Origin of the sequence: Leptospira noumeaensis, from assembly GCF_004770765.1 — a bacterium.
GTDB lineage: Bacteria > Spirochaetota > Leptospiria > Leptospirales > Leptospiraceae > Leptospira_A > Leptospira_A noumeaensis.
The window spans coordinates 23,115-40,098 of record NZ_RQFK01000009.1; the positions used below are offsets into that span (position 1 = coordinate 23,115).

Below are 16,984 nucleotides of genomic sequence, written 5' to 3' on the forward strand. Positions count from 1 at the left end.
CCGTATGGGCCAAGCTTTTTACGTAACAGGTACGGGAACGGACATAGGGAAAACTTTTTTTTCGAGTCTGTTTATGGCTAAATACGCGGAAAGTTTCCAATTTCGATATTGGAAGATCGTCCAGACTGGTGCTCCGAGTGCAGGTGACACTGAATTCATTCGGAAAACTACAAATCTGCCTGATTCCTTCTTTATGAAACCAGCTTATGAATTTGCCACACCGGCAAGTCCACATTATGCCTCCAAACAGGAAGGAGTCATTCTGGATCCTAAACATCTACTGAATGAGTTAATCAAGGAAAGAAAAACCAATACACTTGTTGAAGGCGCTGGTGGAGTTTTTGTTCCTCTTACGGATGATTATTTAACCATAAAAGGAATCCAGGAAAGTAATCTTCCTGTGATTGTGATTGGATCCACAGAACTTGGAACGATCAATCATACACTTTTGACTTTGGATGCACTAACGAGTCGGTTCATCCCGGTTCTAGGATTTTATTTAGTAGGACAAAATAATCCCTTACAAACTGATAATGCAGAAACAATACAAAGATTAGGTGGAGCGCCTTGTCTTGGACTTACCAATTTCCCAGAACAAAAATTATCACCGAATGAATTTCTTGATTTTGCAAAGAATCATTTTGATACCAACCGAAACGTCATAGATACCATTTTAAATCCAGACGATGAATTTTAATCCGATTGAAACAAATACCTGGGTTCCCCTCACCATCCAAGAGGAAGGAGAATCCTTAATCAATTTCGTTCAGGCGAAAGATGAGTTTGTTATTGATTCCGATGGAAATTCATGGATTGATGCCATAGCCAGTTGGTGGACTATGATTTTTGGACACCGCCATCCAAGACTTGTATCCGCTTTAAAAACACAAGTAGATGAACTTGATCATATCATGCTTGCCGGTCATATCCATCCTGCTGCAGAAAACTTATCAAAAGTTTTATTAGAACTAACAAACTCTGATTTTTATAAGGTATTTTATTCCGATAACGGATCCAATGCGATAGAAATTGCCCTAAAACTTTCTATACAATTTTACCAAAATCATCCAGATCATAAACCAAGATCGGAGTTCCTAGTGTTTTCCAATTCCTATCATGGAGATAGTATTGGGGCAATGAATGTCTCTGGAAAAAATTACTTCAATCGTATTTATTCTGAACTTAGATTCCCTACAAAAGAATTTCCGGCACCTAATTGTATGTTTTGCCCTTGGGGAAAAACGGCAAACACTTGTCATACGGAATGTTTGACCGATTTAGAACTTACAATCAAACAAAAGGCATATGTAGGGATTGTGATCGAACCATTAGTATTTGGTGCCAATGGGATGTTGTTTTATGATAAAAAAGTTTTAGTCAAACTCAGAGAACTTGCCACAAATACTGATACTCTTTTGATTTTTGATGAAGTGTTTACTGGGATGGGTAGACTTGGTGAATTTTTTGCCTACCAAAAAGCAGGTGTGAAACCAGATTTACTTGTGATGGCAAAAGGATTAACAGGAGGTATGTTACCACTTGGTGCTACCTTAGTTTCAAAATTCATTTATGAACAATTTTTATCCAAAGATCCTTATAGGGCTTTTTTTCATGCCCATACGATGACGGGGAATCCTCTTGCATGTAGCGTTGGTTATGCGTCTGTAAAACTGTTACAAGAATCGGGACTAGACCTTGTGAAACAACTTGAGATCTCATTACAAAAACGAATCGAATCATTCCAAAAAACCTTGGGAAATCGAATTAAAAATGCACGAGTGATGGGTGGGATTTTTGCTTTTGAGTTTCAGGAAACCATGGCAGAAGATGAATATCTGAATCCCATTGGAAAAAGAATCAAAGAAAAAATGAAGGAATTTCGTGTTTTGATCCGGCCCCTTGGTCGCACAATCTACATCACTCCGCCTTATACGATTTCCGAATCCTCTCTCGACCAAATCTTTTTAGGATTGGAACAAACCCTCCTTAGTTTTGCCGAATCAGATTGAGACTAAAGATACGAAACGATTTTCTTCGTTTACACAGGTTGGTTCCATCCAGAACCTGTTCCCATGATTGCAGAAGTCCAAGAAAAAACAGTTTCCCAAGCACCTTCCTTAATTACGGAAGCGGAAGCATTTGAAATCCTAGAAGGAAAAGTCCCTTTGCTATCGGTTGTCGCTCGTGCGGCGGAAGAACGAAATCGTTATTATACCAATCGTGTTCGCATTCATATACTAGATAATATCAAAAACGGTTATTGCCCAGAAGACTGTGGATACTGCGCCCAAAGAAAGGGTGGAGATTCTGGAATCCAGGAGTATTCATTAAAGTCACCAGAAGAAATTTGGGAAGATGCCAAACGTGCCAAAGATAACGGTGCTTACCGATTTTGTATGGTGACTTCGGGTCGTGGTCCAACAGACAAAGCTGTTGATAAACTGGCTGAAACTATCTCCAGAATCAATGGGGAACTTGGAATGAAGGTTTGTTTGTCGGCAGGAATTTTGGATGCAAAAAAAGCTCGCACCTTAAAAGACGCAGGCCTTGACAGATACAATCACAACCTCAATACTTCAGAATCTAAATACAATGAAATTTGTTCGACTCATACATTCAAAGACCGACTAACAACACTTGAGGCGGCAAAAGAAGCAGATATCGGACTTTGTTCAGGAATCATTGTTGGAATGGGAGAAGAATTAAAAGATCTCGTACAAGTTGCGTTTGAACTCAAACGACTTGGAGTTATATCTATCCCTGTTAACTTTTTTATCCCCATCAAAGGCCATGCCATCCAAAAGTCGCCACTCACTCCAGAGTTTTGTATCCGCGTTTTGTCTGTGTTTCGATTGGTGAATCCAGATTCAGAAATTCGTATTGGTGCAGGTAGAGAAGGGCATTTGGGTTCATTACAAGCCATGGCTCTCTTTGTAGCCAACTCATTGTTTGCTGAAGGTTACTTGAATGTGAAGGGAAGTGAAATGGTTCAAACCATGAACTTAATTCGTGACTGTTCTATGGTGCCTGAATTTACAGAAGGTGTTCCAGAAGGATGGGAAGATTACGAATCACAATCCCTTTACGACGAGAAAAATTTTCCAGAACTCTATAAACATAAAAAGTAGTTTGCCTTTTTTACTTTTGGCGGTAAGATGCTCCTACTTTACCGCCTCTAGTGAGAAACATGCGAAAACCATCTTTACCATTTCGAAAACAAATTAGTTATGCGATCGGCCAATTGGGCTGGTCTACACTCATCAACATCATTGGTCTCCACCAAGTTTATTTTTATCTCCCACCGGCACCGAAACCTGGCCAAGAATGTTTTCCCGATCTTATCGAAACAATGGCTTTCTGGGGACTTTCTACCATTGGGGTTGTGGCAGCCGTTGGTCGTTTGTGGGACGCGTTTACAGACCCTGTCATCGCCAATTCATCGGACAGATTTACTTCTAGGTTCGGACGAAGGATTCCCTTTCTTTTCCTCGGTGGAATCCCAGCAGCCGTCTTTTGTTGGCTAATCTTTGTTCCACCCCATCACTTTGTCTCTACAACCAACCTGGTTTGGATGACAGGTTGTATGTTGCTTTTTTATCTATTTTTAACCATCTATGTCACTCCCTTCTTTGCTCTTATCCCTGAGCTTGGGCATACACCGGAAGAAAGGTTAAACCTTTCTACTTATATTTCTGTGACTTATGCACTGGGGATCATTATCGCTTCCACAGAACCCATGATCGCCGGCGTATTAAAGTCCAACTTTGTTTTTGATGTGGATGGATCCTTGCAAACCTTGATTTCTCGCCAATATGCTATTGGGATTTTATGTGCCTTTGCAGCCATTTGTATGTACTTTCCCGTATTTACAATCCATGAAAAAACCTATTGTGAGTCGGAGGCTTCAAGCGTTCCATTTAAGGAAGCCATCTTTCTAACATTCAAAAATAAGAATTTTCTATACTTCGCCTTAAGCGACCTTTGTTATTTCCTGGCTCTTACCATTCTGACAACAGGGATTTCTTATTACGTAACCGTTCTTTTGGGACTGGAACGTGAGTTTGTCACACAACTCCTTGCTGTGATGTTACTGGTTTCTTTTGCATGTTATCCCGTGGTCAATTGGGTTGCAAAAAAAATCGGAAAGAAAAAGACAGTTTTATTCGGATTTTATGTTTTTCTCACATTGTTTCTTTCCATTTATTTTATTGGGAAAGATAGTCTGCCATTATCACCGTATATCCAAGGTTATTTGATTGTAACCATTGCAGCCGTTCCGATTGCGATTCTTGGGATTTTACCAAATGCCATTTTGGCTGATATTGCTGAACTGGATTCGTTAAAAACAGGATCCAAACGGGAAGGTTTGTTTTATGCGGGTCGAACCTTTATGCAAAAATTGGGACAAACACTGGCAGTTCTTATCTTTAGTTCAGTGATCCTTCTTGGACTTGACCGTGAAACAAAGAAAAACGCATCTCCCCATGTAACGGGAATCATCGCTCCTTCTGTTTCCGATTCCAAACTAGAAGTGAAAAAAAATATCGAAGTTGAGGCAAAAATAAGTAAGGAATCCACCATTTGTAAAGTCGAAGAAGAAGAAGCGGGAGGGGAGCTAGGCGTCCGTCTGACTGGTCCTCTTGCCTCTGCATTCTGTATATTGGCCATCTTCCTCTTTGGAAAATACAAGGAAGATGAAACTTTAGAAGAGATTGCAAAGATACGTGGTAATTAAATCCTGGTTTTTGGAGCTATTCAGATGAGATATCGCATTGAGACAACCAAGTTAAAGAACGGGTATATCGAAGCCAAACTCATCGAGACAACCACAAACAACCCGATCGAGTTTCGGATTTGTGACACGGAAGAATATGCGCAGGCCCAAATCAAAGATTGGCAAAAGCGCTTCCGAATGAATGAACCGCAAGAACAGGATTAAATTCTTCCTCCGATGGGGCATAATTTTTGCCCTGGTTTCGAGTGTTACAGATTGTAAATCATACTCGAAACGAGATTACTTCGATACCAGTTTCCAATGTTTTGCAGAGCCAGGGTGGCGAGACGACTCTAACTTTAAAAAGTATATAGAGAAGGCTTGGCTTCCCATGCGTTTGTTATTCGCAGAAGACAATTCTAAAATCAAAAGATCCGATATTGTATTTGTTGGTGATAGTTTGGTTCATTTATTTGTACCAGAACTCATCGCTAAAGAATTCCCCGGACAGTCTGTCACCAATCGTGGGATAGGTGGTGACATTACCGAGACTTTACTTTCGCGAATCGAGGATGATGTCCTGATTCTTCACCCAGGTACGATTGTCATTGAGATTGGTGGGAATGATTTTCGTGAAGGAAAGTGCCTAAGTTTAGTGCAAAATAACTTACAGTCTATCATTCAAAAAATTCATAACAAAAACCGAAATATTAAAATTATTTTGTTAGCTGTGCCACCAACTAGAGTTAAAGAACTAAACCAAATTGTTCCTGTATATAATTTGTTTTTGAATCAATTGGCTCGCACAACGAAAAATGTCGAGTATGTTGAAGTTTGGGACACTATGAGAAATCCAGACCTTCCCACATTAAGTGAGGAATACTTTCGCCCCAATGGAGATGTTTTACACTTTAATGAAAAAGGATATGAACTTTGGGGTAAAAAACTCAGACCCTATCTACAAAAGTAAAAATGAATTCACTTCTCCTGATTTCTCGATCTCCTATTTCTGATTCCATTCTTTCGAAAACCTTCCCCGATACAAAGAACGCTAGTTCCCATCCATCGGCAGAGAAAAGTCTTACGTTTGCGGATTCTCAAATATTTCGTGCGGAAAGATTTGGATTACACTGTGTAAGGTTGACCTTAAATGAATCTTTGGACAGAAACCAAGTGCTAAAAATTCGAAAGGATTTAGCCGAGTCTCAAATTGATTTTTTGTCCATTGGATCTTTATTACCAAAAAAGAAAGAATCCCTTTTCGTATTTGATATGGATTCCACCGTCATCAAAGAAGAAGTCATTGATGAGTTGGCAAGAAAACATGGAGTGTTTGATGCAGTTGCCACTGTTACCAAACAAGCGATGGAAGGTGGGATGGGATTTGACGAAGCCTTACGTCTGCGAGTGAAACACCTGGCCGGTCTTTCCAAAGAAAGTTTTAAAGAAGTTTATGATCTATTAACTCTGAATGATGGGATGGAAAAGGTGTTTCAGATTGTTCCAGCCAATGGATCCAAACTGGGAATTCTCAGTGGTGGATTTACTCCTGTATTACAATTATTTTCTGAAAAGTATCCTGTAAGTTTTTACAAAGCCAACGGTTTGGAAGAAAAGAACGGATCTTTTACCGGTGAAATCTTTGGTGAGATCATCAATAGAGAAAAAAAAGAAATCTATTTAAAGAAGTATGCGAATGAACTTTCCATTCCATTGGAACAAGTGGTGGCTGTTGGTGATGGAGCCAATGACGCACTGATGCTTGGTGCGGCAGGAATTGGAATTGGCATTCACGCAAAACAAGGATTAAAAGACCAAATCACCAATTGGATCGATTTCACGGATCTGTCAGCTTTAGTCTTTCTCTTTGAGGATACGTTTTAGTTCATCCAAAATTGACAAAGCTTCCATCGGTGGAATTTGGTTGGGATCAATTTGTTTAAGTCTTTTTAGAACCTTCTCTTCGTTTGGTGAAATATTGGATGTAGTGTTATCCATAAGGCCAGCAAAGAGACTTGGTTCTTCGTTTTTAATTTTGATTTCTCTTTTTTTGGATTCGAGTCCGGAAAGAATTTCCTTTGCACGATCTGAAACTGTTTCTGGGATTCCTGCAAGTTTAGCTACATAAATTCCAAAAGACTGTTTGGATTTCCCGCGTTTGACTTTTTTTAAGAATAAGATTTCTCCTTCTTTTTCAAATGTATCCAAATACAAATTAAAGATCCCATTTCCTTTTTCTAGTTCCGTTAACTCATGGTAGTGAGTGGCAAAGATAGTTTTTGGTTTAGGAAACTTTGCAGATAAAAATTCCAAAATAGCCCATGCGATGGAAAGACCGTCATAGGTAGAAGTTCCCCGACCCACTTCATCAAAGAGAATGAGGCTATTTTCGGAAAATTGATTTAAGATGGTGGCTGTCTCTTTCATCTCTACAAAAAACGTAGACTCACCTTTCGTGAGGTTATCTCCAGAACCAATCCGAGTGAAGATCCTGTCCACAACGGCAAGGGAGGCTTTTTTTGCCGGAACATAGGAACCCATTTGGAATAAGATTTGGTTGATCGCAATTTGGCGCATAAAGGTGGACTTCCCGGCCATATTGGGGCCGGTTAACACGGCAATGGCGTTGTCAGTCGGATTCAGTTCTAAACTATTGGGTACAAAACGTTCGCCGATAGGTAAAAATGTTTCTACAACAGGGTGGCGTGATTCGGAATAATTCAAAATTCCATCATTACGAATCTCAGGCCTTGTCCACTGGTATTCTTCTTTGGTTTCTGTGAGAGAAAGATGGTAATCCAAAGATGCAACTTCTGTCGAAAGAGTTAAAAATTCTTCATATAAAGAAATACAATGTGCAACTAGTTCTTCGAATTTTTCTTTTTCGATTCTTTCTATAATTTCATCTGCTTGGAGAATGGCTCGTTCTAGGTCTTCTAATTCGGGTGAAGTGAATCTTTCTCCAGTAACAAGTGTTTGTTTTTTAAGAAAATGTGCAGGAACGTCTTTGGCTTGTGCTTTAGAAATTTCGATAAAGTATCCCAGGATTTTATTGTAACGAATTTTTAGAGAAGAAATGCCTGATGCTTTTTTTTCCTTCTCTTCCAATTCTAAAATCCAATCTTTTCCTTTTTCTCGGGCAAGGATGGCATCATCGTATTCTTTATTGAATCCTGCTTTCAGAAAGGGAGAGTTCCCAAGAAATACAGGAAGTTCTCCCTCGAAGAGGGTATCAAAAAAAACTTTCGATAAAGTATTTAGTTCTTTAGGGAGTTTTGAAAAATCATAACCAATTCCATCCAGTATGGTTTTGATTGTATTTGTGGATTCTAAACTTTTATCGATCCCACGGAAGTCGCGGGGTAGAGCTTTTCCTACACGAAAACGGGTGAGAACTCGTTCTAAGTCGATGAGATCACCTAACAATTCTTTAATTTTTTGCCTTTCTTTTTTATTGGCGGATAGGATTTCTATTTTGTCCCAATGGGATTTGATTTTGTTTTCATCTCTTGTGGGAAATAGAATTCTTTGTTTGAGGTACCTTTTGCCAGTGGCCGTAATACACCGGTTGAGAACACCAAACAAAGTATGGTTTTTGTCATTTGGATTTTCTACAAGTTCTAGATGGGAGACGGTTTGTTCATCCAAAATCAGATAATCGTTTTCATCAATGCGTCTCGGTGATTTGAAAACAAAGTTTTGTTTTCGGTAATTATACTGAAGATACGCATCAAGAACATGGACTACGGTATCAATTCCAGCTCCTTTTTTTTTCGGTAGGTAGTCGGGAGGAATTTTGGAAAGGATGATTTTTGATTCTCTGGAGAGTGGCGGTAATTCATCCGTATAGATAATTTCTTTTGGTGAAAATCGTTTGATGGTATCGTTGATTCTTTCTGTTTCATTTTCTGCAAAAAAGAAATATAAAAGTTCTGAAGTCGAAACATCAGCGAACGCTAAGTAAACGGATTTTTTTTCTTTGTAGTATAAAGACAAATAGTTGTTTTGATATCCGCCAAGAAGGTTGTCTTCCACCACTGTTCCTGGTGTGATGATTCGCACCACTTCCCTCGACATGATTTTTGCTTTGGGATCTTCGGGTTTTGTTTGTTCACAAACCACTACTTTTTTACCCGCTGCAATCAGCCTGGAAATATAACTTTCAGTGGCATGGTAAGGAATCCCTGCCATAGGAATTTGGTTTTGGCGTTTGGTGAGAGTGATGTCTAAAATCTGCGCTGCAATTTTTGCATCGTCCAAAAACATTTCATAAAAATCACCCATACGAAAGAATACAATCCCATCAGGGTGTTGTTCTTTCACTTCCGTGTATTGGCGCATGACCGGAGTGTTCAATGCTTCATAGTTTTCGGACATTGTGTACCAATTCTTTTATTTTATTTGGATCTTTTTTCCCATCTGTTTCGACACCACTTGCCACATCGATTCCATAAGGGCGAACGGTTTCTAAAGCAGTTTTTACATTGGTTGGTGTAATTCCACCAGCAAGTAAGAAGGGTCGTTTTACGGATGTTACATATTCCCAAGGGAAAGTATGCCCAGTTCCCCCACCGAAGTTTTTGTTATAACTGTCGAGAATGACTAAATCGGATTTAGGTTCCAGATCTTCATCAGAAGTTACTATCTCTTGGATACGAATGGCAGGTAGGAGTGATTTTGTTTCTGTTAGATCTTCCCAAAGTTCTTGTGTAAGAAATTTGTCACCACGAATGAGTTGGATGAGGTCTGGTTTTAAACTATTTTTTAAACTTTGAATTTCACTGGGGGAGTTTTCAAAAAATAAAAATACTAATTTAGGGAACCCAGAATTGTTTCTGATTTTGAGCAAACTTTCGGCAGTTCCTTCATGGATCTGCCTTGGGGAACGTGGGGAAAAGTTTAGGCCTACAAAATCAACTTGGAGATCCACACAGAGTTCGAGTGTGGCCAGGTCTTTGATTCCACAGATTTTGATTTTGTATCCGGTTCCCATATGGGAACCAGATTGAATCAACTCAGATCAGAGGCAATCGATCCTTTGTATCCGTAATGCAAAAATTTAAGGAAACTATCCTGATAGAACAACATATCCTCTTTGGAAATTCCTTGTCGTACCATTTGGACGAAGATGTTCAAAAAGAAAGAAAGGATGTTCCTTACGACAAACTCACTCACTTCTCCCTTGTAACTAGGTGTTTTTTGTTTGAAGGAAGTGTATTGATCAAAATTGATTTTTGTAAGACGAGTGAGGACGGTATCGGGAAATTCCTCTAGATGTGACCCCTGTGATTTAGTTAACAAAAGGATAAAATCATCTCGATTGGAGTCCACATATTCGAGTGCAATGTGAAATCGTTCTTGCCAGGCTTCATAACTGTCGTTAAATCTTTTTTCGAAATAATCTGGATGGGAAACATAAGCAAAAGCTTTCTCCATCCCAGAAAGAACTGGTTGTAAAATCTCTGTTAGAAGGTGTTCTTTGTTTTCGAAGTAATTGTAGATATTACTCGTGGAGACCTTTGCCTTTTTGGCAATGGTTCGCATACTTGCTTTCTCAAAACCGAGTTGGATGAATTCTTCTCGAGCCGCTTGTAAGATTTCTTTTCGTGTATGTTCTTTGGGAGTTTGCATGATCCTGAACGTTGTTTCCTAAAAGAACAATGTCGTTCAGGATTCATTTGTAAAGTTTAATTTTACATGTTTATTGTATTTTGTATCAAATTTGCCACAATTCCATACAACCGAAAACTTCCTAACACCAAAACTGGAGATCTGCCTTGGAATAGGGTTTTTATGTCCTCTTCGGTCTGAACCCGGACAGTTTTAGTTTTTAGGGCTTTTGGAAGTTCGGAAAAAGTTCCAAAACCTGGGCCCTCCCAAAGATAAAGAGACTCAAGTGGGAGATTTTCTAGAGCTAACAAAATCCCTTCTCGGTCCTTGTCCGGTAGACTACCCAAAACAATCACAAACGATTTATGAGTCAGTGAAAACTCAAGAGTAGTGGTGGCGACAGCTACTGGATTGTGAGCAGGATCAAAAACAATTTCAGGAGATTTTTGTAGAACTTCCATTCTTCCTCGTGGTCGGTCTACGCTTTCAAAGGAAATTGATTTTAGTTTGGATTCGAATTCCGGAAACAGATCGCTAAGGGTATTTTTAGAAAAAAGAAAGTTAGTTTCTAAATAGGTTGGTTTTTTTTCGAGAGGAAGGATCTGAAGCAGTGTTTTATTTTCCGAAAAATTTTGAATGATGGTTTTTAGGGATTCATCCTCTGGATCCATCACCACTAACTTCCGACAAACATCTGTTATAATTCCCAACTTTTCTAAACAAATTTTTTCTTTGGTATCACCTAAAATTTCAGAATGATCCAATCCAATTTTGGTGAGTATTACAAATTCTGCCTCAACTAGTTTTGTGGCATCAAGCCTTCCCCCAAGCCCCGCTTCCCAAATTTCAAATTCTGTTTTTTCTTCGGCAAAGTAGAGGTAAGAAAACACTGTCAAAAACTCAAAATAGGAAAGTGACTTAAATTTTTCTAAGTTGGGAAGGATCGTTTTGACGAAGAATGATTCCACATCTTCATCTTTGGGAAGGATTGGTTTCCCAGCTTGAAAGATTTGAAACCGTTCCAAAGGTGAGAGTAGGTGTGGTGAAGTATAAAGTCCTGTTTTGAATCCTAAAACTGATAACAGAGAGGCTAAATAATGTGAGGTAGAACCTTTCCCATTGGTTCCTACAACACTGATACGAATGGGTTTGTGTAGATTTTGTTTGGGTTTTATGAATTGGAAAAGTTCGGAAAGGCCATCTAAAGAATAGGATTGAAAGACATTGAAGTTTCTTGTTTTTTCTATATTTTGGAGGCTATGTAAAAAATCTAAAAACTGCATGGTTAATTCTTTTGCGAATCTTAAAGTGAAGATCCTAGATTTAATATCTGTTTTTCAATTGTTTTAATAATAAGGATTCTACTTTTTTTATCCATTTAGTTTTGACTTCTAAATTTGTAAAGAGTTCGAATTGTCTGATTCCTTGGTAAAGTAACATATGATATCCAGGAATAATCTCTGCCTTTTTTTTCTTTGCTTGTTTGACCAAATCAGTCTCTAACGGATTGTAAACAATGTCGAATAACGTATGTTTTTTGGTAAAAAAGTTTTTGTGAAGTAACGGTTCTCCCCCAATTCCTTTCATTCCAACGGGTGTAGTATGAATGACCAGGTCGTAATTCTCTGCTTCTTTAAGGCTTTCTTCTTGAGTAGTCACTTCTAGCCAATCTGGATTTTCTAACGATTGTAAGATCTCTTTGGTTGCGGATTCATTTCTTGCGAGTATTTTTACCTTTCTGTGGATCTTTCCATTCCCAATATTTTGTTTGAGAGATTCTGCAATTGCAAAAAGAATCCCTTTCGCACTTCCACCACTCCCGATTACCAAAATTTGTTTTTCGATTACAGGATCTAAGAGTTTGGGATCCGATTTTAGAATGGATGTAACAGCACCAGTTCCATCAGTGTTTACTGCTTGGATTCCGTCACGGAAGAGCAATGTATTGGATGAGCCCATTGTCTTTGAGGTAGTACAAACATCGTTCGCTTGTGAGTATGCCCATTCTTTGAAAGGAATCGTAACAGATACACCTTTGACACCCAAGTCAATGAGAGGACGTAGACCTATCTCTTTCCAATTTTGGTTTTCAAATACTAGATACACTCCATCATATCCAGAGAGTTGGAATAGGGTGTTATGAATCCAAGGGGAAAGGGTATGTCCTAAGGGATACCCTAAGATGCCAAATATCTCTGTGTGTTTTGAATACAAAGAAAACCTCTTTTTTTTATCTTATGGACTTACGAACTGCTTACCGAAAATAGGTAATAGACAGGTACAAGAACAATGATTTCATTACCGCTTGCCGCACCATCTGAGCCATGGACCATTCTCGTAGATATTTTATTCTTTTTTCTCGCATCCGCAGCCTGTGCCTATTATTTTTATTATTATAAACGTAAAGACTTACTCGGGAAATTTTGGGGATCCACATTTGTCGCTGGAATTGGTGCATTGATCGTTTTTGCAACCTTTCAAACTTATATCCGCGATATCATTATGTGGCTCATGTCTCCAAAAATTGGATCCACTCAATTATCCAACGTGAACTTGGTTGCCATCTTTCTTGGTGGATTTACTGCTCTTTACATCATGAACCGAATCAACCATAACAAAGAAAGAAGAGATTGATTTCGATTTTTCATATAACTTTAAGTATTTAAGAAAATTATAATAAAACCCTAGAAGGGCGAGAACAAATCCTTGTTTCCCATCTAGGATTCCCAACCGAATCCAATACATATAAAAACCTTTAAAACAAGCTTTTAAAAAAGCCCAAAACACAGAGCTAGTTTTTCCTTTTCTAAACTCTTCTTCCGCAAACAAACTGGAATAACGGTCTATAAATTGTAAATGATCGGATATATTTTTATAGGAATAATGATAAAGTGGGTTTTTTAATTTGATTGGTTTTCCGGAAAGTTTGACTCTTTCATGCACCAAACCACCGCTAAACTCTCCAGCCGTTTTTTTGAACAATCGAATTTGGTAGTTTGGATAGTATCCACCAAACCGAATCCATTTTCCTAAATAATAAGTAAGTCTAGGGACAAGATATCCAACGGATTCTAATTTGTTTTCTGTAAATAACTCTGTGATTTCTGATTTTAAACCATCGGATACCACTTCATCGGCATCAATGGCAAGAACCCAATCGTATTTCGTTTGTTCGATGGCAAAGTTCTTTTGATCCGCGTAGTTGTCGAACTTACGGAAAAAAACACGCGCACCTAAAGATTTAGCAATCTCAACTGTTTTATCAGTGGAACCAGAATCGATGACGATAATATCCTCGATAAAAGAAAGGGCAACGAGTGTGCGAGAGATGTTATCCTCTTCGTTGAGGGTAATGATGGCACAGGATAAAGGAAGGGGCATAATTTAAATTTGATTGGGGTCGCGGACGGAGATGAACTTATCAGAGAGTGGAATTTCCAACCGAGCAATGGTGGAATCTTCACCGATGATGATACGAAAGAAATTGGGGTCGATACCTTCCCCTTTGAGCATGATGAGGATGAGGGCAAGACCAAGACCTGCTCCTTCTGTGGTATCAGCGTTGTCCATGTAGAACTGTGCGATGTCATCATATACCATTCCTTTTTCCAATCGTTCTCGGATGGCTTTTTCTTCTTCTTTGGCAATGGGTGTGTTGTTGATGACTTCGATGGTGATTCCATCGTCATTGAATTTAAAATTAATTAAACAGTAGTATCCTTTCTTTTTGGCCTTCATCCCAAATTCGTTGGACATCTCTTCGGAAAACATTTCGCGATACTCTCTGACTCCCCTTGCATACTGCGAAGGGTTTAACATACTGTATCCGCGTTCTTCAAAAAAGACACGTTTTTGGTTGGCTTTGCAGGCATTGATTGCCAGTTCTTTGATGATGGTATAGAGAGTAGGGACAAGAGTGGGATAGGTAAGGCGATCTAAGATGAGACCAACGGCCTCCTTGATGTGTTCCTCAACGGATTTGGAGACTCGGTGAGTCTTTAGCGAGAGAATTTTCCCATTTTCGATGTGTAATTTGATGTGATCAGAAATCTCGCTTGTTTCCTTTCCCATACCCGAAATCTTTTCCATTCTAGTCCTTACTGTCAAGGTAACTAAGACCGCTAGTATGAAAAACCGCAGGCTTCTATTCCTCTCCTTATTTCTATCGGCTTTTGCCCCCACGATACTTTTGTCTCAAAATTTGAAAATGAAATCGGTTCGGATCTGGGACAGTGAAAAAGCCAATTTTGGCGGATTTGTGGATTTTGAGGTGGTGCAGGGGAAAATCCTCTCTTTCAAAGAAGGGGCTTCTGTTCCGAACCCAAAGTATCTATTGCCTGGATTTTGTGATGCTTCTGTCACCATTGGGGCTGATTCCATGGGCGGAAAAACAAGTCGCTCCGAACTTCCCGCTTACCTTTCGGGGTATTTGGCTGCCGGATTTAGCCATATTGAATCGGTAGGAGATCCGAATTTATCCAGCCTGCAGAACGAAATCATCAAATCCAGATGGTTGGCGCCTATCCTCACCCAGTCCCAAAAACCAGCTTTGTATTCCGAGTTATCCGCAGGAGATGGGGCCTTGTATACTTCTGGCCTTAGCCACGTTCCCGATTCCAAGCGGAACCGCCACCTACCTATTTTTTTGAAGGAAGTTGAAAATCGGGGATTTTCTCAGACCGAACTTTTTGCCAAACGGAGAGAAGGGGAAGAAAAAGGATACCTTCCCATCGCTTATACCTTTTCCGACAAAACCAGTTGGGAAGATGCTTTGGATACTGGATTTGCAGTGATTTTCCATCCCATGCCAGAAGGTACAAACTTGTACCGAGCGCAAAAAAGAGATTTCCTTTGGGCTCCTATGCTCTCTGTTTTGTATCTCCAAAATTTAAAATCGAGACCTGAGGATTGGAAAGAAGAATCAGAAAACTGGGCTCGCCTCCATTCAGTGTTTGGATCCCGATGGAAAAATTCCCTTTCCATCGAATCCGCCTCCGAAAACGGAGAAATCGATTCTAGTCCCCCTTCGTTCTCTGAATACCAATCCACCTTCCGAGGAGAAGTGGAAGCTAGGAAAAACCTTCTTTTCGCTAGTGGGGCAGGGCATTGGGGTCTTTTTCCTGGACAAGCCGCCATCGTTGAAGTTAGGCTTTGGGAAGCACTCCTCACCAAACCCAAAGAAAGAAAGGTGGATTTGGCATCAAACCGGCCGGGATTTTGGGCCTCCCTATTTGGTTCTTTTTCCCCTAGTCTCCTTCCCACAAATGCAGATCCGGAATCCTTACCTCAAATTCGCCGGGAAATCATCCAAACTTTGACACTGAAAACATGTAATTTTCTCGGCGCCGACCATGGAGGCAGGATCCGTGTCGGTGGCCCCGCGCATTTCTCCATTCATGACGAAAATCCACTGAAACGTGCTTCCGGAATATTTCCAATTGAATCCATGGTATTGGGAGGAAAACTGGTCTATACCCCAAAACCCACCAAGGAAGGAACCGCAAAATGAAAGGCCCATCCTCAGAATTTGACCGTTTATTAGAAGAAAGTTTTAAAAAAAGACAATCCATTGAACCTGGCTCACGTCATGAAGCCAAAGTAACAGCTGTTAAGAATGATTATGTATTCATTCGTACTTTAGAAAATAAAATCTTAGGAAATATTTCTACCGAAGAATGGAGAGAAGAAGTTTTGCCGAAGGTTTCCGACTCTCTTGTTGTATATTTTCTAAAAGAGAACTCTGGTGATTTTTATTTTACCACCTGTCTTTCTGGAGACAACCTAACAGAAGAACATATGGAGATGGCATCTCAGTACGAAATTCCCGTACTCGGCCAAATGCTCGCAGAAGCAAATGGTGGATGGGATGTCAAACTAGGAAGTCATTCTGCTTTTGTTCCATTTAGCCAATTGGATAGCTCTTTAAAAGGAACTAACATCGCAGGAAAACGTATCAAGTTTGTGATCTCAGAAATTGGGAAAAAACAAAACAAAATCGTTTTGTCTCAGAAAAAAATTGCTGATAAAGAAAGAGAAACAAAAAAACAACTGTTACGCGATGAATTGAAAGCCGGAATGTTTGTTTCCTGCACAGTCAAAAGCATTCATAAATTTGGACTCATAGTCGATATGGACGGATTTGATGCATTGGTTCCTCAATCAGAAGCAACCTACAAAAAAAATTCCGATCTCACAACTGAATTCCGCGTAGGGGAAACTCTCCGTGCCAAAATCCTAACACTAGACTGGGCAACGAATAAAATCTCTCTCAGTGTAAAAGATTTCTTAAGTGATCCATGGTCTGGAAAACTTCCTTTCAAAGAATCTGATATTGTTTCTGGAACTTTAGAATCAATCAAACCATTTGGTCTCTTTGTTCGGTTAGGTGATGATTTTACAGGTCTTGTTCCTAATAAAGAAACAGGAGTTCCCTCACGCACTCCACTAAATACAGTTTTTAATCCTGGCCAAAAGTTAGAAGTTTTTGTGATGGAAATCAATCCAGAAAAAAGACAAATTGCTTTGTCGATTTCCAAAGCGGCAGAAGCCAAAGATCGAATGGAATACCAAGAGTATATGTCCAAAGAAGAGACACCTGGGGCAGTATCTAGTTTTGGACTGGCCTTGCAAAAATCTTTGGAAAAAAAGAATAAAAAGTAA

General features: G+C 39.4%; 17 protein-coding genes. 10 read left to right on the forward strand and 7 right to left on the reverse strand.

From position 1 onward, the window contains the following. Positions 1-4 precede the first annotated feature (4 nt). The 7 genes from bioD (at position 5) to serB (ending at position 6,598) form a co-directional block, all read left to right on the forward strand. A complete protein-coding gene (bioD, locus tag EHQ24_RS01845) occupies positions 5-697 on the forward strand; it encodes a dethiobiotin synthase (RefSeq protein WP_135600008.1) in 693 nt (230 codons plus the stop codon). Further along, a complete protein-coding gene (gene bioA / locus EHQ24_RS01850) occupies positions 687-2,009 on the forward strand; it encodes an adenosylmethionine--8-amino-7-oxononanoate transaminase (RefSeq protein ID WP_135600009.1) in 1,323 nt (440 codons plus the stop codon). The genes bioD and bioA overlap by 11 nt, the downstream gene beginning before the upstream one ends. Before the next feature lie 63 nt (positions 2,010-2,072). Next, a complete protein-coding gene (bioB, locus tag EHQ24_RS01855; RefSeq protein WP_135600010.1) occupies positions 2,073-3,128 on the forward strand; it encodes a biotin synthase BioB in 1,056 nt (351 codons plus the stop codon). Positions 3,129-3,187: 59 nt separating this feature from the next. Further along, positions 3,188-4,735 (forward strand): MFS transporter, encoded by a 1,548-nt coding sequence (locus EHQ24_RS01860; RefSeq protein ID WP_244310263.1) that lies wholly within the window; start codon positions 3,188-3,190, stop codon positions 4,733-4,735. A 24-nt stretch (positions 4,736-4,759) separates the two neighbouring features. Continuing rightward, entirely contained in the window at positions 4,760-4,939 is a 180-nt protein-coding gene (locus tag EHQ24_RS01865; protein ID WP_002975048.1) for a hypothetical protein, read from the forward strand. 19 nt (positions 4,940-4,958) lie between these two features. Beyond that, positions 4,959-5,684, forward strand: a complete 726-nt coding sequence (locus EHQ24_RS01870; protein ID WP_135600230.1) for a GDSL-type esterase/lipase family protein — start codon at positions 4,959-4,961, stop codon at positions 5,682-5,684. 2 nt (positions 5,685-5,686) lie between these two features. Continuing rightward, the gene (gene serB / locus EHQ24_RS01875) at positions 5,687-6,598 is read left to right on the forward strand and encodes a phosphoserine phosphatase SerB (protein WP_135600011.1); all 912 of its coding nucleotides are present in this window, start codon (positions 5,687-5,689) and stop codon (positions 6,596-6,598) included. Here serB and mutS read toward each other — a convergent pair. The 5 genes from mutS to EHQ24_RS01900 form a co-directional block, all read right to left on the reverse strand. Next, complete coding sequence (gene mutS / locus EHQ24_RS01880) at positions 6,569-9,091, reverse strand: DNA mismatch repair protein MutS (RefSeq protein WP_135600012.1); 2,523 nt, start codon at positions 9,089-9,091, stop codon at positions 6,569-6,571. The two genes, serB and mutS, sit on opposite strands and share 30 nt — an antisense overlap. After that, on the reverse strand, positions 9,075-9,707 hold the full coding sequence (locus tag EHQ24_RS01885) for a phosphoribosylanthranilate isomerase (protein WP_135600231.1): 633 nt from the start codon (positions 9,705-9,707) through the stop codon (positions 9,075-9,077). Before EHQ24_RS01885 ends, mutS begins: the two co-directional genes overlap by 17 nt. A 17-nt stretch (positions 9,708-9,724) precedes the next feature. Then, complete coding sequence (locus EHQ24_RS01890) at positions 9,725-10,345, reverse strand: TetR/AcrR family transcriptional regulator (protein ID WP_135600013.1); 621 nt, start codon at positions 10,343-10,345, stop codon at positions 9,725-9,727. A gap of 62 nt (positions 10,346-10,407) precedes the next feature. Next, positions 10,408-11,607 carry a bifunctional folylpolyglutamate synthase/dihydrofolate synthase gene (locus EHQ24_RS01895; protein ID WP_135600014.1) on the reverse strand — a complete coding sequence of 400 codons (1,200 nt, stop codon included), beginning with the start codon at positions 11,605-11,607 and terminating at the stop codon, positions 10,408-10,410. Between the two features lie 40 nt (positions 11,608-11,647). Continuing rightward, a complete protein-coding gene (locus tag EHQ24_RS01900) occupies positions 11,648-12,538 on the reverse strand; it encodes a shikimate dehydrogenase family protein (RefSeq protein ID WP_135600015.1) in 891 nt (296 codons plus the stop codon). Positions 12,539-12,613: 75 nt separating this feature from the next. On the opposite strand from EHQ24_RS01900, the gene EHQ24_RS01905 reads away from it, so the two are divergent. After that, positions 12,614-12,958, forward strand: a complete 345-nt coding sequence (locus EHQ24_RS01905) for a hypothetical protein (RefSeq protein WP_040917277.1) — start codon at positions 12,614-12,616, stop codon at positions 12,956-12,958. Here EHQ24_RS01905 and EHQ24_RS01910 read toward each other — a convergent pair. Next, a complete protein-coding gene (locus tag EHQ24_RS01910) occupies positions 12,863-13,705 on the reverse strand; it encodes a glycosyltransferase family 2 protein (RefSeq protein WP_135600016.1) in 843 nt (280 codons plus the stop codon). The genes EHQ24_RS01905 and EHQ24_RS01910 overlap by 96 nt on opposite strands. 3 nt (positions 13,706-13,708) lie before the next feature. Beyond that, positions 13,709-14,413, reverse strand: a complete 705-nt coding sequence (locus tag EHQ24_RS01915; RefSeq protein ID WP_135600017.1) for a histidine kinase — start codon at positions 14,411-14,413, stop codon at positions 13,709-13,711. A gap of 37 nt (positions 14,414-14,450) precedes the next feature. On the opposite strand from EHQ24_RS01915, the gene EHQ24_RS01920 reads away from it, so the two are divergent. Further along, complete coding sequence (locus tag EHQ24_RS01920; RefSeq protein WP_135600018.1) at positions 14,451-15,833, forward strand: hypothetical protein; 1,383 nt, start codon at positions 14,451-14,453, stop codon at positions 15,831-15,833. Continuing rightward, entirely contained in the window at positions 15,830-16,984 is a 1,155-nt protein-coding gene (locus EHQ24_RS01925) for a S1 RNA-binding domain-containing protein (RefSeq protein ID WP_135600019.1), read from the forward strand. The genes EHQ24_RS01920 and EHQ24_RS01925 overlap by 4 nt, the downstream gene beginning before the upstream one ends.